The 23,850-nt window shown below is 68.2% G+C and carries 25 protein-coding genes and 1 pseudogene; 13 read left to right on the plus strand and 13 right to left on the minus strand.

Going from position 1 to position 23,850, the window contains the following annotated elements; genetic code table 11:
- Positions 1-10 precede the first annotated feature (10 nt).
- The 5 genes from K9U37_RS08340 to K9U37_RS08360 form a co-directional block, all read right to left on the minus strand.
- On the minus strand, positions 11-706 hold the full coding sequence (locus K9U37_RS08340; RefSeq protein ID WP_252393960.1) for a methyltransferase family protein: 696 nt from the start codon (positions 704-706) through the stop codon (positions 11-13).
- Positions 696-2,306, minus strand: coding sequence for an ABC transporter permease (locus K9U37_RS08345; protein ID WP_243071291.1), 1,611 nt, complete (start codon positions 2,304-2,306; stop codon positions 696-698). Before K9U37_RS08345 ends, K9U37_RS08340 begins: the two co-directional genes overlap by 11 nt.
- The gene (locus tag K9U37_RS08350) at positions 2,303-3,223 is read right to left on the minus strand and encodes an ABC transporter ATP-binding protein (RefSeq protein ID WP_243071292.1); all 921 of its coding nucleotides are present in this window, start codon (positions 3,221-3,223) and stop codon (positions 2,303-2,305) included. Before K9U37_RS08350 ends, K9U37_RS08345 begins: the two co-directional genes overlap by 4 nt.
- The gene (locus tag K9U37_RS08355) at positions 3,192-3,866 is read right to left on the minus strand and encodes a TetR/AcrR family transcriptional regulator (protein ID WP_243071293.1); all 675 of its coding nucleotides are present in this window, start codon (positions 3,864-3,866) and stop codon (positions 3,192-3,194) included. The genes K9U37_RS08350 and K9U37_RS08355 overlap by 32 nt, the downstream gene beginning before the upstream one ends.
- Before the next feature lie 69 nt (positions 3,867-3,935).
- Entirely contained in the window at positions 3,936-4,601 is a 666-nt protein-coding gene (locus K9U37_RS08360) for an O-methyltransferase (protein WP_243071294.1), read from the minus strand.
- Positions 4,602-4,800: 199 nt separating this feature from the next.
- On the opposite strand from K9U37_RS08360, the gene sigE reads away from it, so the two are divergent.
- The 4 genes from sigE (at position 4,801) to tatB (ending at position 8,139) form a co-directional block, all read left to right on the plus strand.
- Complete coding sequence (gene sigE, locus K9U37_RS08365; protein ID WP_243071295.1) at positions 4,801-5,574, plus strand: RNA polymerase sigma factor SigE; 774 nt, start codon at positions 4,801-4,803, stop codon at positions 5,572-5,574.
- A 157-nt stretch (positions 5,575-5,731) separates the two neighbouring features.
- Positions 5,732-6,166: an anti-sigma E factor RseA gene (gene rseA, locus K9U37_RS08370; protein WP_243071296.1), complete on the plus strand. Its 435-nt coding sequence runs from the start codon at positions 5,732-5,734 to the stop codon at positions 6,164-6,166.
- 79 nt (positions 6,167-6,245) lie between these two features.
- Positions 6,246-7,736: a serine protease HtrA gene (htrA, locus tag K9U37_RS08375; protein WP_243071297.1), complete on the plus strand. Its 1,491-nt coding sequence runs from the start codon at positions 6,246-6,248 to the stop codon at positions 7,734-7,736.
- Positions 7,737-7,740: 4 nt separating this feature from the next.
- Positions 7,741-8,139 carry a Sec-independent protein translocase protein TatB gene (gene tatB, locus K9U37_RS08380; protein WP_243071298.1) on the plus strand — a complete coding sequence of 133 codons (399 nt, stop codon included), beginning with the start codon at positions 7,741-7,743 and terminating at the stop codon, positions 8,137-8,139.
- 61 nt (positions 8,140-8,200) lie between these two features.
- On the opposite strand, the gene K9U37_RS08385 is transcribed toward tatB, so the two are convergent.
- The 4 genes from K9U37_RS08385 to K9U37_RS08400 all read right to left on the minus strand — a co-directional run bounded on the left by K9U37_RS08385 (position 8,201) and on the right by K9U37_RS08400 (position 12,504).
- On the minus strand, positions 8,201-9,337 hold the full coding sequence (locus K9U37_RS08385) for an Mrp/NBP35 family ATP-binding protein (protein WP_243071299.1): 1,137 nt from the start codon (positions 9,335-9,337) through the stop codon (positions 8,201-8,203).
- Between the two features lie 125 nt (positions 9,338-9,462).
- A complete protein-coding gene (locus tag K9U37_RS08390; RefSeq protein ID WP_243071300.1) occupies positions 9,463-10,578 on the minus strand; it encodes a lytic transglycosylase domain-containing protein in 1,116 nt (371 codons plus the stop codon).
- Positions 10,579-10,669: 91 nt separating this feature from the next.
- Complete coding sequence (locus tag K9U37_RS08395) at positions 10,670-11,206, minus strand: DUF1003 domain-containing protein (RefSeq protein ID WP_243071301.1); 537 nt, start codon at positions 11,204-11,206, stop codon at positions 10,670-10,672.
- Positions 11,203-12,504 (minus strand): magnesium transporter MgtE N-terminal domain-containing protein, encoded by a 1,302-nt coding sequence (locus K9U37_RS08400; protein WP_243071302.1) that lies wholly within the window; start codon positions 12,502-12,504, stop codon positions 11,203-11,205. The genes K9U37_RS08395 and K9U37_RS08400 overlap by 4 nt, the downstream gene beginning before the upstream one ends.
- Before the next feature lie 24 nt (positions 12,505-12,528).
- Between K9U37_RS08400 and K9U37_RS08405 the strand changes: the two are divergent.
- Positions 12,529-12,982: pseudogene (locus K9U37_RS08405) on the plus strand (aldolase/citrate lyase family protein).
- Here K9U37_RS08405 and K9U37_RS08410 read toward each other — a convergent pair.
- Positions 12,976-13,419 (minus strand): DUF4190 domain-containing protein, encoded by a 444-nt coding sequence (locus tag K9U37_RS08410; RefSeq protein ID WP_243071303.1) that lies wholly within the window; start codon positions 13,417-13,419, stop codon positions 12,976-12,978. The pseudogene K9U37_RS08405 and the gene K9U37_RS08410 sit on opposite strands and share 7 nt — an antisense overlap.
- 3 nt (positions 13,420-13,422) lie before the next feature.
- Positions 13,423-13,986: a DUF4190 domain-containing protein gene (locus tag K9U37_RS08415; RefSeq protein WP_243071304.1), complete on the minus strand. Its 564-nt coding sequence runs from the start codon at positions 13,984-13,986 to the stop codon at positions 13,423-13,425.
- A 182-nt stretch (positions 13,987-14,168) separates the two neighbouring features.
- On the opposite strand from K9U37_RS08415, the gene K9U37_RS08420 reads away from it, so the two are divergent.
- The 5 genes from K9U37_RS08420 (at position 14,169) to K9U37_RS08440 (ending at position 19,160) form a co-directional block, all read left to right on the plus strand.
- Positions 14,169-14,699 carry a general stress protein gene (locus K9U37_RS08420; RefSeq protein ID WP_243071305.1) on the plus strand — a complete coding sequence of 177 codons (531 nt, stop codon included), beginning with the start codon at positions 14,169-14,171 and terminating at the stop codon, positions 14,697-14,699.
- A gap of 136 nt (positions 14,700-14,835) precedes the next feature.
- Entirely contained in the window at positions 14,836-16,248 is a 1,413-nt protein-coding gene (locus K9U37_RS08425) for an ABC transporter substrate-binding protein (protein WP_243071306.1), read from the plus strand.
- On the plus strand, positions 16,245-17,144 hold the full coding sequence (locus K9U37_RS08430) for a carbohydrate ABC transporter permease (RefSeq protein WP_243071307.1): 900 nt from the start codon (positions 16,245-16,247) through the stop codon (positions 17,142-17,144). The genes K9U37_RS08425 and K9U37_RS08430 overlap by 4 nt, the downstream gene beginning before the upstream one ends.
- Positions 17,145-17,158: 14 nt before the next feature.
- On the plus strand, positions 17,159-17,983 hold the full coding sequence (locus tag K9U37_RS08435; protein WP_243073285.1) for a carbohydrate ABC transporter permease: 825 nt from the start codon (positions 17,159-17,161) through the stop codon (positions 17,981-17,983).
- Positions 17,984-17,987: 4 nt separating this feature from the next.
- A complete protein-coding gene (locus K9U37_RS08440) occupies positions 17,988-19,160 on the plus strand; it encodes an ABC transporter ATP-binding protein (RefSeq protein WP_243071308.1) in 1,173 nt (390 codons plus the stop codon).
- Positions 19,161-19,280: 120 nt separating this feature from the next.
- Here K9U37_RS08440 and corA read toward each other — a convergent pair whose 3' ends face one another.
- Positions 19,281-20,390 carry a magnesium/cobalt transporter CorA gene (gene corA, locus K9U37_RS08445; protein WP_243071309.1) on the minus strand — a complete coding sequence of 370 codons (1,110 nt, stop codon included), beginning with the start codon at positions 20,388-20,390 and terminating at the stop codon, positions 19,281-19,283.
- A gap of 136 nt (positions 20,391-20,526) precedes the next feature.
- Between corA and K9U37_RS08450 the strand changes: the two genes are divergently transcribed.
- Both K9U37_RS08450 and K9U37_RS08455 read left to right on the plus strand, forming a co-directional pair.
- A complete protein-coding gene (locus tag K9U37_RS08450; RefSeq protein WP_243071310.1) occupies positions 20,527-21,699 on the plus strand; it encodes an NAD(P)-dependent malic enzyme in 1,173 nt (390 codons plus the stop codon).
- A gap of 3 nt (positions 21,700-21,702) precedes the next feature.
- A complete protein-coding gene (locus tag K9U37_RS08455; RefSeq protein ID WP_372489445.1) occupies positions 21,703-22,548 on the plus strand; it encodes a glycine betaine ABC transporter substrate-binding protein in 846 nt (281 codons plus the stop codon).
- A 6-nt stretch (positions 22,549-22,554) separates the two neighbouring features.
- On the opposite strand, the gene K9U37_RS08460 is transcribed toward K9U37_RS08455, so the two are convergent.
- Positions 22,555-23,367, minus strand: a complete 813-nt coding sequence (locus tag K9U37_RS08460) for an SDR family NAD(P)-dependent oxidoreductase (RefSeq protein WP_243071311.1) — start codon at positions 23,365-23,367, stop codon at positions 22,555-22,557.
- A gap of 112 nt (positions 23,368-23,479) precedes the next feature.
- Between K9U37_RS08460 and K9U37_RS08465 the strand changes: the two genes are divergently transcribed.
- A complete protein-coding gene (locus K9U37_RS08465; RefSeq protein WP_243071312.1) occupies positions 23,480-23,839 on the plus strand; it encodes a DUF732 domain-containing protein in 360 nt (119 codons plus the stop codon).
- The last annotated feature ends 11 nt before the right edge of the window (positions 23,840-23,850 follow it).

Here is a 23,850-nt window from a genome sequence, read left to right on the forward strand (position 1 = left end):
CTAGCGCCGATCACCAGGCCCGCGGCACCAATCGGTAACGCACCTTCGTCATGTAGTCGCGGTATCCGGTCAGCTCGGCGGAAAGCATCTTCTCTTCGTCAACAATGCGGATCACGAGCAGAACCAGGGCGGCGAACGCGACCAGGAAGCCCCAGTAGGACCCCAACGCGAGCGGCATCCCGATGATCATGACCATGCTGCCGGAGTACATCGGATGCCGCACGATGCCGTACAACCCCGTGGTGACCAACGGCTGGCCCTCCTCGACGACGATGTTGGCCGCGGCGTACCGGTTCTGGAAGACCACCAGCATGGCCATGCCCAGACCGACAGCCACCATCGCATCGCCGAGCACCGAGACGGCGGCGGGCACGGTCGACCAGCCGAACCGGCGGTCGAACCCGGCGACCACCAGCATCCCGAAGAAGCACCCGATGATGCCGACCACCACGGCCTTCTGGACCGGCCGCTTCTCGGCCGTCGGCCCGGCGTGCATACGGCGCTCGACAGTGGCCGGATCGAGCCGGCCCAGGAAGATGGTCGGCACTAGCGACACCGCGGCGAACGTGCCGAGGAACGCCCAGCCCTGCCAATAGTTCAGCGTGCCCGCGGGCAGGAACAGCAGCACCATGAAGCCGACGAGGCTCGCGAGCGATGAGAGTGCCACGCGAAGTGTGTTCGGCACTTGTAACCCCCTAAATGACATCGCGGCGGCGGTAGAGCCAACCCGCGGCCGCTGTGATTGCTATTGCGATGAACGTCATCACGCTCAGTGCCACAACGGAAACCGACGACGGCGCGGTGGTGCGGCCCACCGGCGAGGCGTCGATCAGCCAGCGCGGCAGGCGGAGCAGGCCGCCGAGGTAGAGCGCGGCGATCACGAATGTCACCGCCAGCCAGCCCAGGCCGGGATGGCGCAGCGCCACGCCGAGCGCGGCCACCGCAGCCGCCACCGCCATCGCCGGCAGGAACGCCAGTGCCGCCAGCGTGAGCCGGATGATCGTGTGTGGCTCACCGAGGGTCAGGCCGGCGCCCAGGCCGTTGCCGAAACCGGCGCAGGCCAACAACACCGCCGCACCGGTCAATGCCGCGCCTTGCGCGGACAGCAGCCAACCCCACCGCGACACCGACCCCGCCAGCACCGCCTCACCGAGCCCCGATTCCTCGTCACGGCTCAGGCGGACGATCACCGTCACCACGTAGGCGGTGGTCGCCGCGGCAAGGAACTGCGTCATCGTGGTGTACACACCGTCGGTGCCCTGCGCCGAGAGCACCCGTGCGATCAGCTCGTTGCCGCGGGCGGCGTCGAGTAGTGACGTGGTCATCGAGCCGAAGGCCGCTCCCGCCACCAGCAGGCCGACCGCCCAGCCGATCGTCAATCCGCGGTGAACGACCAGCTGCAGCCCGAAGACACCGCCGACCTGCCGTGCCCCGGGATGCTCGCCCGAGGAGGCCAGCACCGCGTCGTCGTACTGCCGTCGGCCCTCCAGCACCGCCGCCACGCCGATCAATGCCGCGGCCAACACGAGCAGCAGGGCCAGCGGCCACCAGCGCAATGCGACGAACGCGCGCATCTGCTGGGCCCAGGCGATCGGCGAAAACCAGCTCAGCGCACTGCCGGAGTCAGCGATCACATCGCCGGCGCCGCGGATCAGAACCGCGGCGGCCAGTGCGGCCATCGCCGCGGCCGTCGCGGTGCGGGCCTGCCGCCACATCTGGGCGGTCACCGCCGCGAGTGCCCCGAACACCGTTGCCACCGCGGTGACGCCCAAGCACATCGCCGCGGTGTCGAGGACGGCGAAACCCGTTGCTGCCATTGCCACCATCATGGTGAGGGCCAGGGTCGCGTTGACCGCCGCCATCACGCTGACTGCCGCGGCGGTGCGGGCGTGGCGGCCGACCACCGAGGACAGTACGAGTTCGGCTGCGCCGCTTTCCTCTTCGGCTCGAGAGTGGCGAATCACCGTCAGGATCGCCAGGATCGACGCCGCGACGATGACGGTCAGCATCAGCTCGTTGGCCACCATGGCGCCAAGGTCGGTTTCGTTGCCGCCGAACATCGGTCCGCCGAGCATGATTCCGGCCGGAGTCTTCAGGAGGTTGACGCGCGCCTGACGTTGCGCCTCCCCGGGGTAGGCGAACCTGATCCCGTTGGGGGCGTACACCATCATCAGCGTCGGCGCCGAGATCCACACCGACAGCCGCAGCCGGTCACGGCGGATCGCGAAACGGACGAGGGCACCCAGCCCGGTGAACGAGGACGTCGCAGGAGCGGCGTGCTGCCGTGCGCCGACCAGGGCGGTCATGGCCGCGCACCCTCGTACTCGCGCAGGAACAGATCCTCCAGCGAGGCGGGGGTGACCGTCAGGTCGACGATACCCAGTCGGGTCAACCGGCTCATCGTCGACTCGAGTTGGTCGCGCTCGACTGAAAACCGGACCTGCCCGTCGCGGAAGGCCGTGTCGTGCACCCCCGGCCAGTTCCGCACTTCGGCGGCCTCTCCTCTGGTTCGGGCCGTGACGGCGGTCCGCATCAGGTGGCGCAGCTGGTCCAGCGAGCCGGCCTGAACGGTGCGTCCCGCGCGGATGATCGTCACGGTGTCGCATAGCTTTTCGACTTCGGCCAGGATGTGACTCGACAGCAGGACCGCCGCCCCGCGATGGGCCACCTCGGCGACACACTGCCGAAAAGCCTTCTCCATCAACGGGTCCAAACCCGAGGTGGGCTCGTCGAGAATGTAGATGTCGGCGTCGGTGGTGAACGCAGCGACCAATGCGACCTTCTGCCGGTTGCCCTTGGAGTAGGTGCGCGCCTTCTTGTGCGGGTCGAGTTCGAAACGCTCGATCAGGGCGTCGCGGCGGCGTTCGTCGGCGCCGCCGCGCAGACTGCAAAGGAAGTCGATGGCCTGCGCCCCGGTGATGTTGGGCCACAACGTCACGTCCCCCGGCACGTAGGCGATCCGGCGGTGCAGTTCGACGGCTTGGTGCCAGGGATCTCGGCCGAGTAGACGCACGGTGCCGCCCTCGGCTCGCAACAACCCCAGCAGCACCCGGATGGTGGTCGACTTGCCGGCGCCGTTGGGGCCGAGGAAGCCGGCGACCGAACCGGGCCGGACGATCAGATCCAGACCGTCAAGAGCCCTGGTCTTCCCGAAGGTCTTGACCAGACCGTGGATCTCGACCGCAGCGGTGTCAGCGCGTCGGGCCGCCGATGTTGTCGTCATTGCTCTCTCCTTGGCCGTCCGCCTTCGGGATACCGCGTGCTGCAAAGGTTTCCAACATCGTGGAGTCGGTGAGCACCCCTTCGGTGAACACTTCGAGGGCGGGCATCGTCATGTCGTTGCTGTAGTCGCGAAGCACGGCGCGCAGATCTGTCGGGTTGTCATGCAACTGCAGGTAGAGCAGGAACGCACCACCACTGGCCATCGCCAGGTACTGCGCGCGTGCCGCCGAGTCGCGGCTGGGCTTGACGGTGCCTGCCTTCACCCCGTCATCGAGATAGCTCTCGACGTTGCCGATCATGGTCTGCCACAGGTGTCTGGCCAGCTCGCCGCCGGTCTGCATGCTGCGCACCAGGTAGGCCATCATCGGCGCGTAGGACTCGATCTCGGCGACCTGCGCCAGCCAGGTCGCGGGGTCGGTGGACCGGATGGCCTGCGACTTCTCGCTGCGGATCTCCTCGGCGATGTAGTCGTCACAGGCCTTGCGCAGGCCGTCCTTGGATCCGAAGTGGTGGATCACCAGGCCTGGGCTGACTCCCGCCGCCTCGGCGATCGCGCGGACTCCGACGTCGAAGCCGCGCGACCCGAACAGCTCGATCGCGGCATCGCGGATGCGAGCTACCGTCGTCAGGTCGGCTGAACGCATGTTTAGAATGCTAAACACGTGTTCTATCGAAGGTCAAGGGCGATCCCGGAAGGTGGTGCAGAAGCAATGTCAGTCGCGTGCGGCGACCAGGATTCCGTCACCCAGCGGCACCAGCACCGGGGTCAGCCGCTCGTCCTCGGCGATCAGCCGAGCGGCTTCTCGCACCGCCGCAACCTCGGCGTCGTTGGCCGACGGGTCGCCCGCCCGGCCACCGAGTGCGGCACGGTGCACGACGATGACGCCGCCGGGGCGCAGCAGCCGGATGCCTTCGACGACGAACTCCGGCTGGTCGGTGGGCATGGCGTCGATGAAGACCAGATCGTAGGACCCGTCGGCGAGGCGGGTGAGCACATCTTGGGCCCGACCGGCGATGAGCCGGGTCCGGGACGGGCCGATCCCGGCCTCGGTGAAGGCCCGTTTGGCGATGCGCTGGTGCTCGGGCTCGATGTCGATGGTGGTCAGAACACCGTCTTCGCGCATGCCCGACACCAGCCACAGCCCGCTGACCCCAGCCCCGGTTCCCACCTCCACGACGGCTTTGCCGCCGGACAGCCGGGTCAGCACACTGAGCAGCGCGCCGACAGCCGGTGTCACCGCGCCTGCGCCGGCATCGACGGCCCTCTCCCGCGCCGCGGCGACGATGGCGTCCTCGGAGATCGATCCCTCCGCGTGGGCCAGGATCCGCTCTGCCCGGCTGCGCTCCGGCTGGCCGGATTGGTCGTCTGTAGTGGCCATTCTCAGCAGCGTAGAGCCAACTCGATTCTCGCGTGGGCAGGCGCGCCCGGGATCTGCGACACGCCGATGCTGGCGAGGCTCGATCGTCGGTGTAACGTACTGCATCAGCCCAGCGCAGGATGCGTAACGAAAGCATTTCTCAGAGCTAGCTCAGTTTGCTCACATCAGTTCCACACCGGCATGGGGAACGGTAACGGGCATGGAACACCGGGAACGCTGGTCGGGGAATAGACCCGAGTGCGCTCGTGTTGTGCCGCTTGATGCGAACGGCGGCATCGAGCCGTCGCTGCAGAACAACCAGGAGGATCCGACGACCACTACACTGATGGCCCCGACGACCATGGCGCACCTCGAGCAGTTCAGCGAGGCCGAATGGGTCGAGTCGTCCGAGGAGCCACAGGGCACCGCGGTGTTCGACGCCACGGGCGACCGGGCGGCCATGCCGTCCTGGGACGACCTGGTGCGTCAGCACGCCGACCGCGTGTACCGGCTGGCCTACCGCCTGTCCGGCAACCAGCAGGACGCCGAGGACCTCACGCAGGATACATTCATCCGAGTGTTCCGCTCGGTTCAGAACTACCAGCCCGGCACCTTCGAGGGCTGGCTGCACCGCATCACCACGAACCTGTTCCTCGACATGGTCCGCCGTCGGGGCCGCGTCCGCATGGAGGCGCTGCCCGAGGACTACGACCGGGTGCCGGCCGACGAGCCGAACCCCGAGCAGATCTTCCACGACTCGCACCTGGGTCCGGACCTGCAGGCCGCACTGGATTCGCTGCCGCCGGAGTTTCGCGCCGCCGTGGTCCTCTGCGACATCGAAGGTCTGTCCTACGAGGAGATCGGCGCCACGCTGGGCGTCAAGCTGGGCACCGTGCGCAGCCGCATCCACCGCGGCCGCCAGGCATTGCGGGAGCACCTTGCCGCGCACTCGGGCCGGCACGGGATCGACGACTTCACCGCCGAGTCGGCCTAGCCCGGCGACCAGGCAGCGAGCTGGGCGATCGCCCTAGCCCCGTTTGCGGCCGTACCCGGCGGCTCTTCGGCCGTCATGCCATGTCATATACAGGTTCGCGCGCTACATTCGACCTAGCGTCGCGCTAGTTCGCGCGACCAGAGGAGAGGAATTGGAGATGGCCGACCCCGGACATGTGTTCCGTCGGGCGTTCTCCTGGCTTCCCTCCCATTTCGCCTCGCAAAGCGATGCGCCGGTCGGCGCCCCCCGCCAGTTCGGCTCGACCGAGCACCTGTCCACGGAGGCCATCGCCGCCTATGTCGATGGTGAGCTGCGGATGAAGTCCTACCTGCGGGCGGCGCACCATCTGTCGCTGTGTCCACAGTGCGCGGCCGAGGTTGAGGGGCAGTCCCAGGCCCGGGAGGCGCTGCGCGACTCCAATCCGATCAGCACTCCGAGCAGTTTGTTGGGCCTGTTGTCGAAGATCCCGCACTCCACGCCCGACGAACCGGTCACGCCGCCGCGCCGGAGCCGCCCCGGCGGCGACATCGAGCCCGGACTCGCCGACCAGTTAGCTGACGGCGCACCCCGCGGCCGGCGAAAGCGCCGGTAGGGTGGATGAGACAGCGAGCCGCGCCGTGCTCGGTCCCGCAGCGCGCAATCACGTCTGAGCGCTTGGATAGAGGTTGAACTTGAGCCCCACTCAGGACAGCGGCAGCCCCCGCCTGGCCCCGCGTCCGATCGCGCGTCCCGCTGTCGACCAGCAGGCGAGCCGCGCGTTCGGCCGCCCGAAGGGTGTCGACGGATCATTCGTCGCCGAGGAATTGCGTCCCGCCAAATTCCGGGGCGAGGTCGAGTTCCAGCCCAAGGACAAGCCGGCCGACCCGGTGCTGGAAGAGGCGTTCGGCCGGCCCTATTCGGGGGGCGACTCGCTGCAGCGTCATCCCGCCGACGCGGGAGCCCTCGACTCTGACGAGGACGTCGAAGAGGAACCTGATGATCCGTGGCGCGATCCGGGTGCGGCCGCCGCGTTGGGCACGCCGGCCGTGGAGAAGCCGATACCGGTCGCCGTCGCCGGCCCGACCGGCAAGCTCGGTGTGCGCGACGTCCTCTTCGGCGGGCGGGTGTCCTATGTGGCGCTGGCCGTCCTCGGCATCACCGCGCTGCTGATCGGCCTGGTGGGCGGATGGGTCGGGCGCAAGACCGCTGAGGTTGTCGAGGCGTTCACCACCTCCAAGGTCACCTTGTCCACCGACGCCACCAGCGAGGTGCCGGCCGGGCGGTTCGCCAAGGTCGCAGCCTCGGTCGCCGACTCCGTCGTCACCATCGAGTCGCTCAGCGACGACGAAGGCGCCCAGGGCTCGGGCGTCATCGTCGACGGCCGCGGCTACATCGTCACCAACAACCACGTCATCTCCGATGCCGCCTCCAACCCGAGCAAGTTCAAGACGACGGTGGTGTTCAACGACGGCAAGGTGGTGCCGGCCAACCTCGTCGGCCGTGACCCGAAAACCGACCTGGCGGTACTGAAAGTCGACAACGTCGACAACCTCACCGTCGCCAAGTTCGGCGACTCCGACAAGGTGCACGTCGGCGACGAGGTGATCGCGGCCGGCGCCCCGCTGGGCCTGCGCAGCACCGTCACCCACGGCATCATCAGCGCGCTGCACCGTCCGATCCCGCTGTCGGGTGAGGGTTCGGACACCGACACCGTCATCGACGCCATCCAGACCGACGCCTCGATCAACCACGGCAACTCCGGCGGCCCGCTGATCAACATGAACTCCGACGTGATCGGAATCAACACGGCCGGAAAGTCGTTGTCCGACAGCGCAAGTGGCCTCGGTTTCGCCATCCCCGTCAACGAGGTCAAGGAGACCGTCGAGACCCTGATCAAGGACGGCAAGATCGCGCACCCGACGCTGGGACTGTCAGCACGCTCGGTGAGCAACGACCTCGCCCAGGGCGCGCAGGTGGCCAACGTCAAGGCTGGCGGGCCTGCCGAGAAGGCAGGCATCCTGGAGAACGACGTCGTGGTCAAGGTGGGTAACCGGAAGGTCGCCGACGCCGACGAGTTCGTGGTCGCGGTGCGCCAGCTCGAGATCGGCCAGGACGCGCCGATCGAGGTCATGCGTGACGGCCGCAAGGTCGTGCTGACGGTGAATCCGGCGCCGGACAACTGACGCGATGTTCGCCAACGTCGGATGGGGCGAGATGCTCCTGCTGGTGGTGGTGGGTTTGGTGATCCTCGGCCCCGAGCGGCTGCCGGGCGCCATCCGGTGGACCTCGGGTGCGCTGCGGCAGGCGCGGGACTACATCAGCGGCGCCACCAACCAACTGCGTGAGGATCTAGGCCCCGAATTCGACGACCTGCGACAGCCGCTGAGCGAGTTGCAGAAGCTGCGCGGGATGACGCCGCGCGCGGCGCTGACCAAGCACCTGCTCGACGGCGACGACTCCTGGCTCACCGAGGCGTTCCAGTCGCCGGAGAAGCCGCATAGTGCGCCGCCGCCGGCGGCGCAGCCCAAGGCGTTCGAGCCGTTGCCGCCCGGAACGCCCGCGCCGTTCGACATTGACGCCACCTAGTCGGCGGTTGAGTGTGCGCTGAGGGGCTGGCTGACTCAAGCCCTGGACGCACACTCGACGGCTAGTGGCGGCGGGTGGTGTCCAGGCCCAGGGACATGCCGGCCAGGCCGCGCTTGCGCTCAGACAGCTTGTCGGCGATGCCCCGCAGTTGCTTGCCCGCCACCGAGTCGGGTGCCGACAGCACCAGAGGTATCCCGGAGTCGCCGGCAGTCACCAGTGCGGGGTCCAGCGGAACCTGGCCCAGCAGTGGCACGTCCGCGCCGACCGCCCGGGAGAGCCGTTCGGCCACCTGCCGGCCGCCGCCCTCGCCGAAGATCTGCATCGTGGTGCCGTCGGGCATCAGAAGCCCGGACATGTTCTCCACCACGCCGGCGACGCGTTGGCGGGTCTGCAGCGCGATCACACCGGCTCGTTCGGCCACCTCGGCCGCGGCGACCTGCGGGGTGGTCACGACGATGATCTCCGCGCCCGGGATCAGCTGCGCGACCGAGATCGCGACGTCGCCGGTGCCGGGCGGCAGGTCGAGCAGCAGAACGTCCAGATCACCCCAGTAGACGTCGGCGAGGAACTGCTGCAGCGCCCGGTGCAGCATCGGTCCGCGCCACACCACCGGGGCGTTGCCCTGGGTGAACTGGGCGATCGAGATGACCTTCACCTCGTGGGCGATAGGCGGCACGATCATCGACTCCACCTGGGTTGGACGGTCGTCGGTGCCCATCATGCGGGGCACGGAGTGGCCGTAGATGTCGGCGTCGAGCAGCCCCACGGACAGCCCGCGCGCAGCCATCGCCGCGGCGAGGTTGACCGTGACGCTGGACTTCCCGACCCCGCCCTTGCCGGAGGCCACCGCGTACACCCGGGTCAGCGAGCCGGGCTGGGCGAACGGGATCACCGGCTCGGCGGCGTCGCCGCGCAGCATCCTGCGCAGTTCAGTGCGCTGCTCGTCGCTCATCACGTCGAGGGTGACCGTGACTGCTCCGGTGCCGGGCACATCGGCGACGGCCTCGGCGACGCGTTCGCTGATCTCGGTCTTCTTCGGGCACGCGGAGGTGGTCAGGTAGATCTCGACGTGCACCGCGCCGTCGTCGGCGACCGTGATGCTCTTGACCATGTTGAGCTCGGTGATCGGGCGGCGCAGTTCCGGATCGATCACCTTGCCCAGGGCAGCGCGGATCGCGCTCTCGAGTTGTGGGGACATCACCGCCGAGTCTAGGTCGCCTGACGATGCGGGCCGACTGAGCCCCTTTCGCCGAGCGTCACCGCAGCGCAGCAGTCGCCATCCGGCGTCACTCTGGTGTGACGCAGGGGCAGCGGCGCGGAGGGTCAGTTGGCCGGTCCGGGCAGCGCACCGTGCGTCGCGGGCAGCGGAGCCGCGGTCTCAGGAGCGGGCGCCGGCTCGGCGGCAGGGGCCGGCAGCATCCACGGCGGCTGCCACGGCTGCGGGGCCTCGGCGGGGACGGCGTCGGGCGCCGGAGTGGCGGCCGGCAATGCGACTTGCGAGCCCATGCAGATCACCTCACACGGCGCCTGGCCGGGCAGCAGGCCGGCCGCCGTGAACGGCATACCGGGGCCCAGGCCCTCGGGGTGCTCGAGGTGGGCGTCACCGATGGCCGGTGCCGGCCCGACGATCGGCGGCAGCGCCACCGGGGCGACACCGGTGGCATACGCCGCCGCCCAGCCCATCACGTTCTGCGCGTAGGCCATCGAGTTGTTGTAGCGCAGGATGGCGGCGAGCACGTGTGACTGGTTGCGCAGGTTGAGGCCACCGCTGCACAGGTAGCGGGCGGCGGCCAGAGCGGCGTCGTAGACGTTCTGCGGGTCGGCCTTGCCGTCGCCGTCGCCGTCAGAGGCATAACGCGACCAGGTGCCGGGCAGGAACTGCATCGGCCCGATCGCCCGCGCGTACATCGGGCGCCCGGCCGTCACGGTCTGGACGATGACTTCGTTACCCGGCAGGGTGCCGTCGAGTGCCGGTCCGTAGATCGGGGTGACCGCGGTGCCGCGGGCGTCGGTGGCGCCGCCGTTGGCGTGCTGCGACTCGATGCGGCCGACGCCGGCCAACAGGTTCCAGCTCACGCCGCAGCCGGGTGCTGCCGAGGCCATCATCTGCTCGGCGTTACGGTAGGCCGCCAGCGCTACGGCCGGAATTCGCATGGCGCCAGGGGAATTCAGCACGATCGGCGGCGGCGGCGCGGACAGCGTGGCGGCCGCGACGCGGAAGTTGGTCGGCTGCTTGGTCGGGGCGACCACCGTGACACCCGAGGAATCGGTATGCGACGGCGACACCGCGGCCAAGGGCGTCACGTCCGTGTCGTACACCGGTGCGCCCAGCCGGCTCGGTGCGGCTCCCACCGCACCGGCGAGGACGATCGGGGTGAGCACCGCCAGACCGAAGACAGGACTCCGCACCACCCTGCCGACGCGGTTACCTCTGCCCACTCGTTCGTCCTCAACAGCTCGAGCTTGTGCTTGTGAACCAAGTCACCATACCTAGATCCGAGACCTCGGTGGTATCCAATGGTCACCTCGGTCACGAACCAGATTTCTTCGAGCGCCGCTCGGATGCGTCGTGCTTGCCCGTCGCCGGCTTCTCCCGCTGCAGGGCTTCGAGCAACTCGCGCACCTCTTCGAGTTCGCGGCGCAAGTAGTCCCGCGTTGCGACCTCGCCGATCGCCAGCCGCAGGGCGGCCAGCTCGCGGGCCAGGAACTCGGTGTCGGCCTTGGTCTGCTGGGCGCGTCGGCGGTCTTCCTCCAGCGCCACCTTGTCGCGGTTCTCCTGGCGGTTCTGGGCCAGCAGGATCAGCGGCGCGGCATAGGCGGCCTGAGTGGAAAACGCCAGGTTGAGCAGGATGAACGGGTAGGGATCCCAGCGCCAGCGCACCGCGAACAGGTTCAGCGAGATCCACACGATGACGATGATGGTCTGCCACAACAGGTAGCGCCCGGTGCCCAGGAACCGGGCGATCGACTCGCTGAACCGGCCGACGGCCTCGGGGTCGACGTTGATCTGGAACCGCCGCGAGGTGCGGGGGGTGTCGAGCCGCTGGCGCGCCGACAGATCGCTCACGTCGCCCCCTCGGTCACGCGGCTGGACAACTGCGGCTCCTCGTAGTCGTCGCGCCAGTCGTGGGGCAGCAGGTGATCGAGGACGTCGTCGACGGTGACGGCGCCGAGCAGGTGATTCTGGTCGTCGACCACCGGACCGCAGACCAGATTGTAGGCGGCGAAGTAGCGGGTCAGTGCCCCCAGCGAGGTGTCGGGCGTCAGGCTCGGCAGGTCGGTGTCGACGATGCCGCTGACCAGGTTCGCGGGTGGTTCGCGCAGCAGCGCCTGCAGGTGTACGCAGCCCAGGTAGCGGCCGGTGGGGGTGGCGGTCGGCGGGCGGACCACGAACACCAGCGACGCCAGCGCCGGGGTCAGGTCGGGGTCACGGACCCGGGCCAGCGCCTCGGCGACGGTGGTGTCCGGCGCGAGGACCACCGGCTCGGAGGTCATCAGACCGCCCGCGGTGTCGGGTGAGTGGCTCAGCAGCCGTCGCACCGGCTCGGACTCCTCCGGGTCCATCCGGCGCAGCAGGACCTCGGCCTCGGTGGGGTTGAGCACGCCCAGCAGATCGGCGGCGTCGTCGGGGTCCATCGCCTCCAGGACGTCGGCGGCCCGCTCGGTGTCCAGCTGCATCAGCAGGACGGTCTGGTCGTCTTCGGGCAGCTCCTGCAGGATGTCGGCCAGCCGATCGTCGTCGAGGGCGTTGATCACCTCGGTGCGGCGCTTGGCCGGAAGGTCGCGTAGCGCGTCGGCCACCACGATGGGGCGCTGGTCCTCGAACTGGTGCAGCAGCTGGGCCACACCCTGGCCGGGCATGGCCAGCGCCGACGGGGTCAGCCCCTGCACGTTCTGCCAGTCCACCACGTGAACCGTCGAGCGCCGGCCCAGCCGGCGATGGCTGCGCACCGCCACCCGCGTCACCAGCCAGTCACGGGACCGGGTCTGTTCGATGGCCAGGTCGACCACCACCACGTCGACGGCATCCAGTTGCGGCAGCTCCGGGTCGTCGATGCGGACGCGGGTGTCGAGCACCTGGCCGAGCACCAGCACCTCGCCGGGGCGCTGGGCGAACCGCCGCAGCGACACGTTGCCGGTGCTGAGCGTCACTGCGTTGGGTTCGATCGAAATCACCCGCAGAATGGGGACGAATATCCTTCTGCGCGTGAGCAATTCGACGACAAGTCCGAGTACCCGAGGCTGCTGGCGGACGATGCTCATGCTGATCACGACATCGCGGACGCGACCGAGGGATTCGCCGTCGGGCCCAAGGACGGCCATTCCCGCGAGCCGCGCCGCATAGACCCTGTTCACCGACGCCATGGCTCAAAGAGTAGGAGTGTAGGCGTGGAGAACGCTTATCGGCCCCGGAGAACCTGTCTGTCGGTTCCGGGCAGCAGCCCCAAGATGATCGAGAAGGCCAAGACGTTGCCCGCCGACGAGGTGTTCCTCGACCTCGAGGACGCGGTGGCCCCAGATGCCAAGCCGCGGGCCCGCACCCAGGTGGCCGCGGCGCTCGGCGGCACTGGGCTATGACGGCAAGTGGGTGCTGCACCCCGACCAGATCGCGGCGGGCAACGAGATCTTCAGCCCGCGCCAGCGGGAGTATGACCACGCCGAGCTCATCCTGGAGGCTTATGCGTGGCACACCTCGCGGGCCGGCGGTGCCCGTGGCGCGGTGATGCTCGGCGACGCGATGATCGACGAGGCCAGCCGCAAGATGGCGCTGGTGATCGCCGGCAAGGGCCGTGCCGCCGGGATGCAGCGCACCGGCGAGCGGTTCGAGCCGCCCGCTCAGTAGTTGTTGTACGAGGTGCTGCTGGAGACGATGAAGATCATGAACACGATGTAGAGCAGCATCAACGCCACGATCACCGCGCCGATCGCCACGCCCGCCACGGCCAGGCCGAAACCGTCCTGGCCGGTGCGCTTGGTCTCCCGCATCGCGACGATGCCCAGGATGATGCCGGCGATCGACGGAAACCCGCAGAACACCAGGCCGCCCAGTGAGCACGCCAGCGCAGCGATGGCCTTGCCGTTGGTGCCGGGCGGCTTGAGTGGCCGGTACGGGTCGTAGGGGTCGCCCGCGTACGGCGGCGGGTACGGGTAGCCGGCGGGCGGCGGGTACGGCGGCGGGTACACCGGCGGCGGCAGCGGCGGGTAGTTCGCCGGGTAGTCGACCGGCGCGTACGGATCGAGGGGCGGCGGCGCGCCGTCCGGCGGTGGGGGATTGGTCATGGGTTAGCGCAGGGCGTAGATCGTCCAGATCATGCTGATGATCAGGGTCGCGACGCCGACGACGATCCCAGCGACCGCCAGCCCGTAGCCGTCCTGGCGGGTCTGCTTGATCTGGTTGAGGGCCACCACGCCGAGCACGATGCCGATGACCGAGCCGATTCCGCACAACAGGCCGACGACCGAGGCCACCAGCGAGCCGATGGCCATGGTGTTGGTGCCCGCCTGGGGGGTGCCGTAGTTGTATCCGCCCGGATACTGCTGGCCGCCGTACTGCTGCGGAGGCGGCGGGGGCGGATAACCCGGCGGAGGGTAGCCGCCCTGGGGCGGTGCGGGAGGTTGGTAGCCCGGTTGCGGGGAATAGCCGGGCGGCGGGTAGCTCGGCGGCGGATACCCGCTCGGCGCCTCGTAGCCGGTGTAGGCCGGTGCCGACGGCGGCTGAGGCGGCGCGTCGTAACCGGAAGGAGCCTGGGATTGTTCGATGGGCGGGGCCTCGTAGGTGCCCTCCGAAGGACCCGGCTCGCCCTCGTTCTGCGGTGTTTCGCCGGAGTCGCCGCCGGAAGCTGTCATGCTGTTCAACCTAGCGTATGTGCTGGTGGCGCGCGGGTGGCTCGCCCGGGTGACCCTTCCTGGGCACCAACGTCGGCAGCACTTCGTTGAGCAGGTAACAGACGGGTTCGGCGCCGGACCGCCCGATGCGACAGGCGAGCCCGATGCGACAGGCGACGCCGATGACAGGAGAATGAGCAGACATGACCAGCCCTTTCCAACCCGGACAGAACCCCGGTGCGAACCCGCGCGGCGCGGCCGCGGCGTCCCGCCGAGGTCCGGTGGGTTTGCCGACACCGCCGAAAGGCTGGCCGATCGGCTCTTATCCCACCTACGCCGAAGCGCAGAAGGCCGTCGATTTTTTGTCCGACCAGCAGTTCCCGGTGCAGCAGGTGACCATCGTTGGTGTTGACCTCATGCAGGTCGAGAGGGTGACCGGCCGGCTGACCTGGCCGAAGGTTCTGGGCGGCGGCGTCATCACCGGTGCCTGGCTGGGTATCTTCATCGGCTTGGTGCTGGGCTTCTTCAGCCCCAATCCGTGGGCCTCGCTGATCACCGGCGTGGTCGCCGGTGTGATCTTCGGGTTGATCACCTCGGCCGTTCCCTACGCCATGGCACGCGGCACAAGGGATTTCAGCTCGACGATGCAGCTGGTGGCGGGGCGCTACGACGTGCTGTGCGATCCGCAGAACGCCGAGCAGGCGCGGGACCTGCTGGCGCGCTTGACGATCTGACCCGGGTCCGTCCGGCCCCCGGCACGGGTCACGATCGCGCCGCACGCTGCGTGGGAGTGTTGCACATCGCGCGCCCGGGGTTCTACGGTTTGCCCGCGGGGCAATCCCCGCCGTGGACGGACGGGAGGCGGTTGTCGTGGCAAGCCCCGGCGGACGCGCTCGGCGGGTGGGCGCCGCCGCGCTGGCCGCGCTGACCACCGCTTCGGTGGTGTCGGCATGCTCCTCCGGTGACAACGGCCTCGTCGTCAGCCTCTACACTCCGGCCAGCGAGACCGCGACGTTCACCGCGGTGGCCAACCGGTGCAACGGCGAACTCGCCGGCAGGTTCCGCATCGAACAGCGCAGCTTGCCCAAGGCCGCCGACGACCAGCGGTTGCAGCTGGCTCGCAGGCTGACCGGCAACGACCGCACCCTGGACTTGATGGCCCTCGACGTAGTGTGGACCGCGGAGTTCGCCGAGGCCGGCTGGGTGCTTCCGCTGTCCGACGACCCGGCCGGCCAGGCTGAGGCCGACGCGGTGGACAACACGCTGCCGGGTCCGCTGGAGACCGCGAAGTGGCAGGGCAAGCTGTATGCCGCGCCGGTCACCACCAACACCCAATTGCTTTGGTACCGAGCCGATTTGGTAGCCCCGCCTCCAGGCACCTGGGACGGGATGGTGGCCGAGGCGACGCGTTTGCACGCCGAGGGTAAGCCCAGCTGGATCGCCGTTCAGGCCAAGCAGTACGAGGGCCTGGTGGTCTGGTTCAACACGTTGCTGGAAAGCGCTGGCGGGCGAGTGCTTTCCGACGACGGCAAGCACGTCACCCTGACTGACACGCCCGAACACCGCACCGCGACGGTCAAGGCGCTGCAGATCATCAAGGCAGTGGCCACCGCACCGGGTGCCGATCCGTCGGTGACCCAGACCGACGAGGGCACCGCGCGACTGGCGCTCGAGCAGGGCAAGGCGGCGCTGGAGGTCAACTGGCCCTTCGTGTTCGCCTCGATGCTCGAGAACTCCGTCAAGGGTGGTGTCCCTTTCCTTCCGCTCAACAACAAGCCGGGGCTGGCGGGCAGCATCAATGACGCCGGCACCTTCTCGCCCACCGACGACCAGTTCACCATCGCCTTCGACGCGTCCAAGGAAGTGTTCGGATTCGCGCCCTATCCCGGCGTCATACCCGGACAGCCCACCCGGGTGACCCTGGGCGGGCTGAACCTGGCGGTGGCCAAGACCACCCGGCACCCGGCCGAGGCGTTCGACGCGATCCGCTGCATCCGGAACCTGGAGAACCAGAAGTACACCTCCATCGAGGGTGGCCTGCCGGCGGTGCGCACCTCGCTGTACTCCGACCCGGACTTTCAGAAGAAGTACCCGCAGTACGCGATCATCCGCGATCAGCTCACCACCGCGGCGGTGCGCCCGGCGACGCCGAACTATCAGGCGGTGTCGACGCGGATCTCGGCGACGCTGGCGCCGGTCACCCAGATCGACCCGGAGAAGACGGCCGACGAGTTGACCGTGCAGGTGCAGAGGGCCGTCGACGGAAAGGGTTTGATCCCGTGACCGCCGCCGCGCAGCGCAGTGACGACCGGCGGTCCCAACGCCGGCTGGCCTATCTGTTGATCGCCCCGGCGGTGATCCTGATGCTCGCCGTCACGGCATACCCGATCGTCTACGCGTTCTGGCTCAGCCTGCAGCGCTACAACCTGGCCAGCTCGGCCGACACCGAGTTCATCTGGTTCGAGAACTACGCCACGATCCTCACCGACCGGTACTGGTGGACGGCGTTCGTCATCACGCTGGTGATCACGGTGATCTCGGTGGCCATCGAGTTCGTGCTCGGGATGACGCTCGCACTTGTCATGCACCGCACCATCTTCGGCAAGGGTGTCGTCCGCACCGCGATCCTCATCCCGTACGGCATCGTCACCGTCGCCGCGTCCTACAGCTGGTACTACGCCTGGACGCCGGGCACGGGCTACCTGGCCAATCTGCTACCCGAGGGCAGTGCGCCGCTGACCCAGCAGATCCCGTCGCTGGCGATCATCATCCTGGCCGAGGTCTGGAAGACCACTCCATTCATGGCGCTGCTGTTGCTGGCCGGTCTGGCGCTGGTGCCCGAGGACCTGCTGCGCGCCGCCCAGGTCGACGGAGCCGGGCCGTGGAAGCGGCTGATCAAGGTGACGCTGCCACTGATCAAGCCGGCGATCCTGGTGGCCCTGCTGTTCCGCACACTCGACGCGTTCCGGATCTTCGACAACATCTACGTGCTCACCGGCGGAGCCAACGATACGGCTTCGGTGTCGATCCTGGGCTACGACAACCTGTTCAAGGCGTTCAACATCGGTCTGGGCTCGGCGATCAGCGTGCTGGTGTTCCTATCGGTGGCCGTCATCGCGTTCATCTACATCAAGCTGTTCGGCACCTCGGCGCCCGGCTCGGACAACGAGGTGCGCTGAGGATGAGCGAGATGATCAGCCCGCGGCGGGCCACCACGTGGGTCGTCATCGACTTCCTGGTAGTCATCTACGCCCTGTTTCCTGTGCTGTGGATCCTGAGCCTGTCGCTCAAACCCACCTCAACGGTCAAAGACGGCAAGCTGATTCCCGCCCAGATCACCTTCGACAACTACCAGGGGGTCTTCACCGGTGACGTGTTCAGCTCGGCGCTGATCAACTCCATCGGGATCGGGCTGATCACCACCGTCATCGCGGTCGTGATCGGCGGGATGGCCGCCTACGCGGTGGCCCGGCTGGAATTCGCCGGCAAGAAGGCGCTCATCGGCGCCGCACTGTTGATTGCGATGTTCCCCCAGATCTCTTTGGTGACACCGCTGTTCAACATCGAACGCCGGCTCGGGCTGTTCGACACCTGGCCGGGCCTGATCATCCCGTACATCACCTTCGCGCTACCGCTGGCCATCTACACGCTGTCGGCGTTCTTCCGGGAGATCCCCTGGGATCTGGAGAAGGCCGCCAAGATGGACGGCGCCACACCGGCGCAGGCGTTCCGCCGGGTGATCGCGCCGCTGGCCACCCCGGGCATCGTCACCGCCGCCATCCTGGTGTTCATCTTCGCCTGGAACGACTTGCTGCTTGCGCTGTCGCTGACCGCCACCAAGGCGGCGATCACCGCACCGGTGGCCATCGCGAACTTCACCGGCAGTTCGCAGTTCGAGGAGCCGACCGGCTCGATCGCGGCCGGCGCGATGGTGATCACCATCCCGATCATCGTGTTTGTTCTCGTCTTCCAACGACGGATCGTCGCCGGGCTGACCTCCGGTGCGGTGAAGGGTTAGGTCAATGGCCGAGATCGTCTTGGAGCACGTGACCAAGAGTTACCCCGACGGTTCAGTCGCCGTGAAGGACCTGAGCCTGACGATCGCCGACGGTGAGTTCGTTATCCTGGTCGGCCCGTCCGGATGCGGAAAATCCACCACGCTCAACATGATTGCCGGGCTGGAGGACATCACCTCCGGGGAGTTGCGCATCGGCGGTGAGCGGGTCAATGAGAAGGCGCCCCGCGACCGCGACATCGCGATGGTGTTCCAGTCCTACGCGCTCTACCCGCACATGACGGTGCGCCAGAACATCGCCTTCCCGCTGACGCTGACCAAGATGAAGAAGGCCGAGATCGCGCGGAAGGTCGAGGAGACCGCGAAAATCCTTGACTTGAGCGACTTTCTGGACCGCAAGCCCTCACAGCTCTCCGGTGGGCAGCGCCAGCGGGTGGCGATGGGACGTGCGATCGTCCGCAATCCCAAGGCCTTCCTGATGGACGAGCCGCTGTCCAACCTCGACGCCAAGCTGCGGGTGCAGATGCGCGGCGAGATCGCCCGGCTGCAGAACCGGCTGGGCACCACCACCGTCTATGTCACCCACGACCAGACCGAGGCCATGACGCTCGGCGACCGCGTCGTCGTGCTGCGCGCGGGGGAGGCCCAGCAGATCGGCACTCCCGAAGAGCTCTACGGGAAGCCGGCCAACCTGTTCGTGGCCGGGTTCATCGGCTCACCGGCGATGAACTTCTTCCCGGCGACGCTCACCGACGTCGGCCTGACCCTGCCGTTCGGCGAGGTGACCCTTCCGCCGGACGTCTTCGACCTGGTACACCGGCATCCGGCACCTGCCAACATCATTGCCGGGGTGCGCCCCGAGCACATCGAGGATGCCTCGCTCATCGACGCCTACGAGCGCATCCGCGCACTGACGTTCGAGATCAAGATCGACCTCGTGGAATCGCTGGGTGCCGACAAGTACGTCTACTTCGCCACCTCGGGCGCGGGCGCGCGGTCGGCTCAGCTGTCCGAACTCGCCGCGGGGTCGGGGGCCGGTGAAAACGAGTTCGTCGCAAGGCTTTCCGCGGAGTCGAAGGCGGCCAAGGGGCAGGCCATCGAGTTGGCGCTCGACACAACCAAACTGCACATCTTCGATGCCGACAGCGGGGTGAACCTCACCGTCCCGCCCGTGGCGTGAGGTGAGCGAGCCGCTGACCGCCGTCCGCGACCATGTGCGCCGACAAGTCGCGTCGACGTGCCGAGGTTCGGGCCGGACGCCGACGGCGTCGCACACTCTGTCGGCGCGGGGAGAACGGGCCTACAGCCAGTGATTGCGCCGGAAGGTGCGGTAGAGGAATCCGCAGATGCTCGCCATCCCCAGGAGCGCCAACGGGTAGCCCCACTCCCACTGCAACTCGGGCATGTTCTCGAAGTTCATGCCGTAGATGCCGGCGATCATCGTCGGCACCGCGGCCATGGCCGCCCACGCGGTGATCTTGCGCATGTCGGTGCTCTGCTGCATGCCGACCTTGGCCAGCGCGGCCTGCACCAGTGAGGACAACATCTCGTCGTAGCTGGCGATCCGGTCGGCGGCCTGGGTCTGGTGATCGAGGACGTCGCGCATGTAGCGCAGCAGTTCCTTGGTCAGCAGATCCTTGTAGTCGGTGTTGAACCTCGCCAGCGCGACGGTCAGAGGTGATACCGCCCTTCGCAATTCGACGACCTCACGCTTGAGCATGTAGATCGGCTCGATGTCGGTCTGGGACAGTGGCGAGAACGTTTCGGATTCGATGGCGTCGATATCGCCCTCCATCAGCTCACTGACTTCGCGATAGGTGTCCACCACGTGGTCGGCGATGGCGTGCATCACCGCATACGGACCCAGTGCCAGCTGCTGGTGTTCGCTCTCCAGGTGTCTGCGCAGTCCAGCCAGACCGGTGTGGTCGCCATGCCGAACGGTGACGACGAAGTCCCGGCCGACGAAGACCATGATCTCGCCGGTCTCCACGATCTCGTGGGCCAGGGCCACCGACTCGTGCGGTACGTAGATGACCGTCTTGAGGACCAGGAACAGCGTGTCGTCGTAGCGTTCCACCTTCGGCCGCTGGTGGGCCTGTACGGCATCTTCGACCGCGAGCGGGTGCAGCCCGAAGACCTCGGCCACCGCCTGCATCTGGAACTCGTCGGGCTCGTGCAAACCGATCCAGACGAAGGCCTTCTGCCCCTCGACCTCGAGTTCGTGCACCTTGGCCAGAGCCGCGGCGTGGGTGTATTTGCCGGGCAGTCGTGCGCCTTCGACGTAGATGGCGCAGTCCACGGTGGCCCGGGCTACGGGCACGTGGATGCGCTTGGCGTCGACCTCGACCTCATCGGGACGGGTGCGGTTCGCACCGAGCAGTGACGGCGGCAGGGCGCGAAACGACGGCAAGATCCGGCCTCCCCTCATGGGTGGTGAGGCCCCGGGGGCCCGACCGGAAATGCTACGCGCCGATAGTTGCGCGGGTGCTCTTCGGTGGGAAAGAACCCCGCTCTCCACGGCGGCAGGGGTCGAGTACCCTGACGCAGTGACCGAAACGGTGCCTACCCCCCGCCTTGTCATCGATGACGAGGAAATCTTCGCCGCCCACCACGGCGGCAAGCTCTCCGTCGAGCTGAAGTCGCCGCTGGACACCCAGCGTGCGTTGTCGATCGCCTACACGCCCGGTGTGGCCCAGGTGAGCCGTGCAATCGCGGCCGACCACACCCTGGCCGCCCGCTATACCTGGGCCAATCGCCTGGTGGTCGTGGTCAGCGACGGCACCGCCGTGCTGGGCCTCGGCGATATCGGCCCCGCAGCCTCGCTGCCGGTCATGGAGGGCAAGAGCGCGCTGTTCAAGACCTTCGGCGGGCTGGACTCCATTCCGATCGTGCTCGACACCAAGGACCCCGACGAGATCGTCGAGACGCTGATCCGGCTGCGCCCGACATTCGGCGCCGTCAACCTCGAGGACATCTCGGCGCCGCGCTGCTTCGAGATCGAACGCCGCCTGATCGAGGCGCTGGACTGCCCGGTCATGCATGACGACCAGCACGGCACGGCGATCGTGGTGCTCGCGGCGCTGCTGGGCGCGGTCAAGGTGCTCGATCGGGATATGACCGGGCTGAAGGTGGTGATCTCGGGAGCGGGAGCCGCCGGTGTGGCGTGTGCGAACATCCTGCTGGCCAGCGGCATCAGCCACATCACGGTGCTCGATTCGAAGGGCGTCATCCACACCGGGCGTGACGATCTCAACCCGTTCAAGGCCGAGTTGGCCCAGCGAACCAATCCTGACCAGCACAGCGGTGGCATGGCCGAGGCACTTGCGGGGGCCGACGTGTTCTTGGGTGTCTCCGCCGGAGTGGTGCCCGAGGAACTCATCGCGACGATGGCCCCTGGCGGCATCGTGTTCGCGATGTCGAACCCGGACCCGGAGATCCATCCGGAGGTGGCCAAGAAGTACGCCGCGATCGTGGCGACCGGGCGCAGCGACTTCCCGAACCAGATCAACAACGTGCTGGCGTTCCCGGGCGTGTTCCGCGGTGCGCTGGACGCGGGGGCCCGCCGAATCACCGAGAAGATGAAAGTTGCTGCCGCCCAAGCGATCTTCTCGGTCGTCGGCGATGATCTGGCGTCCGACCACATCGTGCCGAGCCCGCTGGATCCGCGGGTCGGTCCGGCGGTGGCCGCCGCGGTGGCGGCCGCCTCCGAAACCGACTGACGAGTGATTCGGCAGCTGGTTCTGGGGCTGCTGGCGCTCCTGCTGGTCGCCTGCGGCACTCCAGCCCCAGCCCCAGGCCCGTCCATGGCAGTGGGCACCACCGCCGATCCCGAGACCACGCTGCTGGCACAACTGTACGCCGCCGCGTTGCGGTCCTACGGCACCGCCGCGCACGTCGAGACTCTGCCAGAACCGTTGGCGGCCTTGGATTCCGGTTCGGTCAGTGTGGTGCCGGGGTTCACTGGGCGGTTCCTGCAGACCTTCGCACCCGGATCGGCGGCGCGCTCGGATGTGCAGGTGTATCGAGCCATGGTCGGTGCGTTGCCGGAGGGGGTGGCTGCTGGCGATTACACCACCTCAGCCGATGACAAGCCCGCGTTGGCCGTCACCTATGCCACCGCCAAGGCGTGGGGGAGCCGGGATCTGACCGCCCTGGTGCGTCATTGCGCCGGGCTGTCCGTCGGCGCGGTCGGTGCGGCGCAGTGGGTGCCGACGGCGATCGGGACGTGCACACTGCCGTCGGTGCGCGAATTCCCGGACGAGAAGGCGATGTTCGAAGCGCTGCGCCGCGGCGAGATCCTTGCGGGCTGGACCGGTACGGCGGACAGCGGCGTGCCCAGCGATCTCGTCGTCCTCGCCGACCGCAAGCCCACGCTGGTGCAGGCGGAGAACATCGTGCCACTCTACCGGCGCAACGAACTCGACCAGCAGCAGGTGCGCGCGGTCAACGAACTTGCCGGCGTGCTGGACACCGGCTCGCTGGTCGACATGCGGCGCCAGGTTGCCGAGGGCGGCGAACCGCGCACGGTGGCCGAAAACTGGCTCTCCGCACACCCATTGGGGCGCTGAGGTCCGCTACAGCCGACCCATGATAGGCCGCAGCAACCGCTGATAGCCCGACCCGGTGATGCGCACGATGAGGTCCAGGATCTTGGCGTCGGGACCCACCAGGACGCGGGCCCGGTTCCGGCGCACCCCGTCGAGGATGATCCGGGCCGCCTTCTCCGGTGGCGTCATGGCGAGCGTGTCGAATGACTGTGCCAGCGCGGCCTGATCGAGGCCCTCGGCGACGGTGGCGTTGCGGGCGATCGCGGTCTGGATGCCGCCCGGGTGCACCGTGGTGACCTTCACCGGATGCTTGGCCCTGATCATCTCCTGGCGCAGCGCCTCGGTGAACCCGCGCACCGCGAACTTGGCCGAGTTGTAGGCGGCCTGGCCGGGCACCGAGAACAGGCCGAACACGCTGGAGATGTTGACCACATGACCGTCGCCGGACTCGATGAGGTGGGGCAGGAAGACCTTGGTGCCGTTGACCACACCCCAGAAGTCGACGTCCATCACCCGCTCGATGTCCTTGAACTGGGTGACCTCGACGTCGCCGGAGTACGCAATGCCGGCGTTGTTGTAGACCTGGTTGACCTTGCCGAAGTGCTCCTTGACAGCGTCGGCGTAGGCCTGGAAGGCCTCGCGTTCGGTGACGTCGAGGCGGTTCGCCTTCACCGGGGCGCCGATGGCTTTCAGCCGCTCCTCGGTGAGCGCGAGGCCCTCGGTGTCGACATCGCTGATCGCCACGCTGGCACCCGATCGGCCCAGTTCGACGGCCAGGGCCTGGCCGATGCCCGAACCGGCTCCCGTCAGCACTGCGACCTTCCCGGCGAACCCCTGCACGCGCGCTCCTGTTGTTCGACGTGTGTGCAACGAGCTTAGGCTAGCGTTCGCGCCGACCGGCGGTAACGGTGGGATACCCGGCAGCGATGCTCACAGCATGATGTTCCGCCGTATGACGACCGCCGCAGCGGCCACCGGCCTGATCGCCGCAGCAGCGGCGTCCGCCGCGCCCGCGCACGCCGACACCACCGCCAACGACTTCCTCGGTGCGCTCAGCGCCGCCGGGCTCGACGGCCTCGATCCGGGGCAGGCTGTCGAGTTGGGGCAGTCGATCTGCCCGCTGCTGGCAGAGCGCAGCCAGAACACCGCCGACATCGCGTCGACGGTCGCAGATCAGCTGGGCCGTCCGCTGGGGCCGGCCACCATGTTCACCGGCATCGCGGTCGCGTTCTTCTGCCCGCGCGCGGTCCAGGACCTGGCCAACGGACAGTCGCCTATCCCGCTGCCGATCCTGAACAACCTCGGCTTCTAGGCCAAACCCGC

Source organism: Candidatus Mycolicibacterium alkanivorans, assembly GCF_022760805.1.
In the GTDB taxonomy this organism is placed as follows: domain Bacteria; phylum Actinomycetota; class Actinomycetes; order Mycobacteriales; family Mycobacteriaceae; genus Mycobacterium; species Mycobacterium alkanivorans.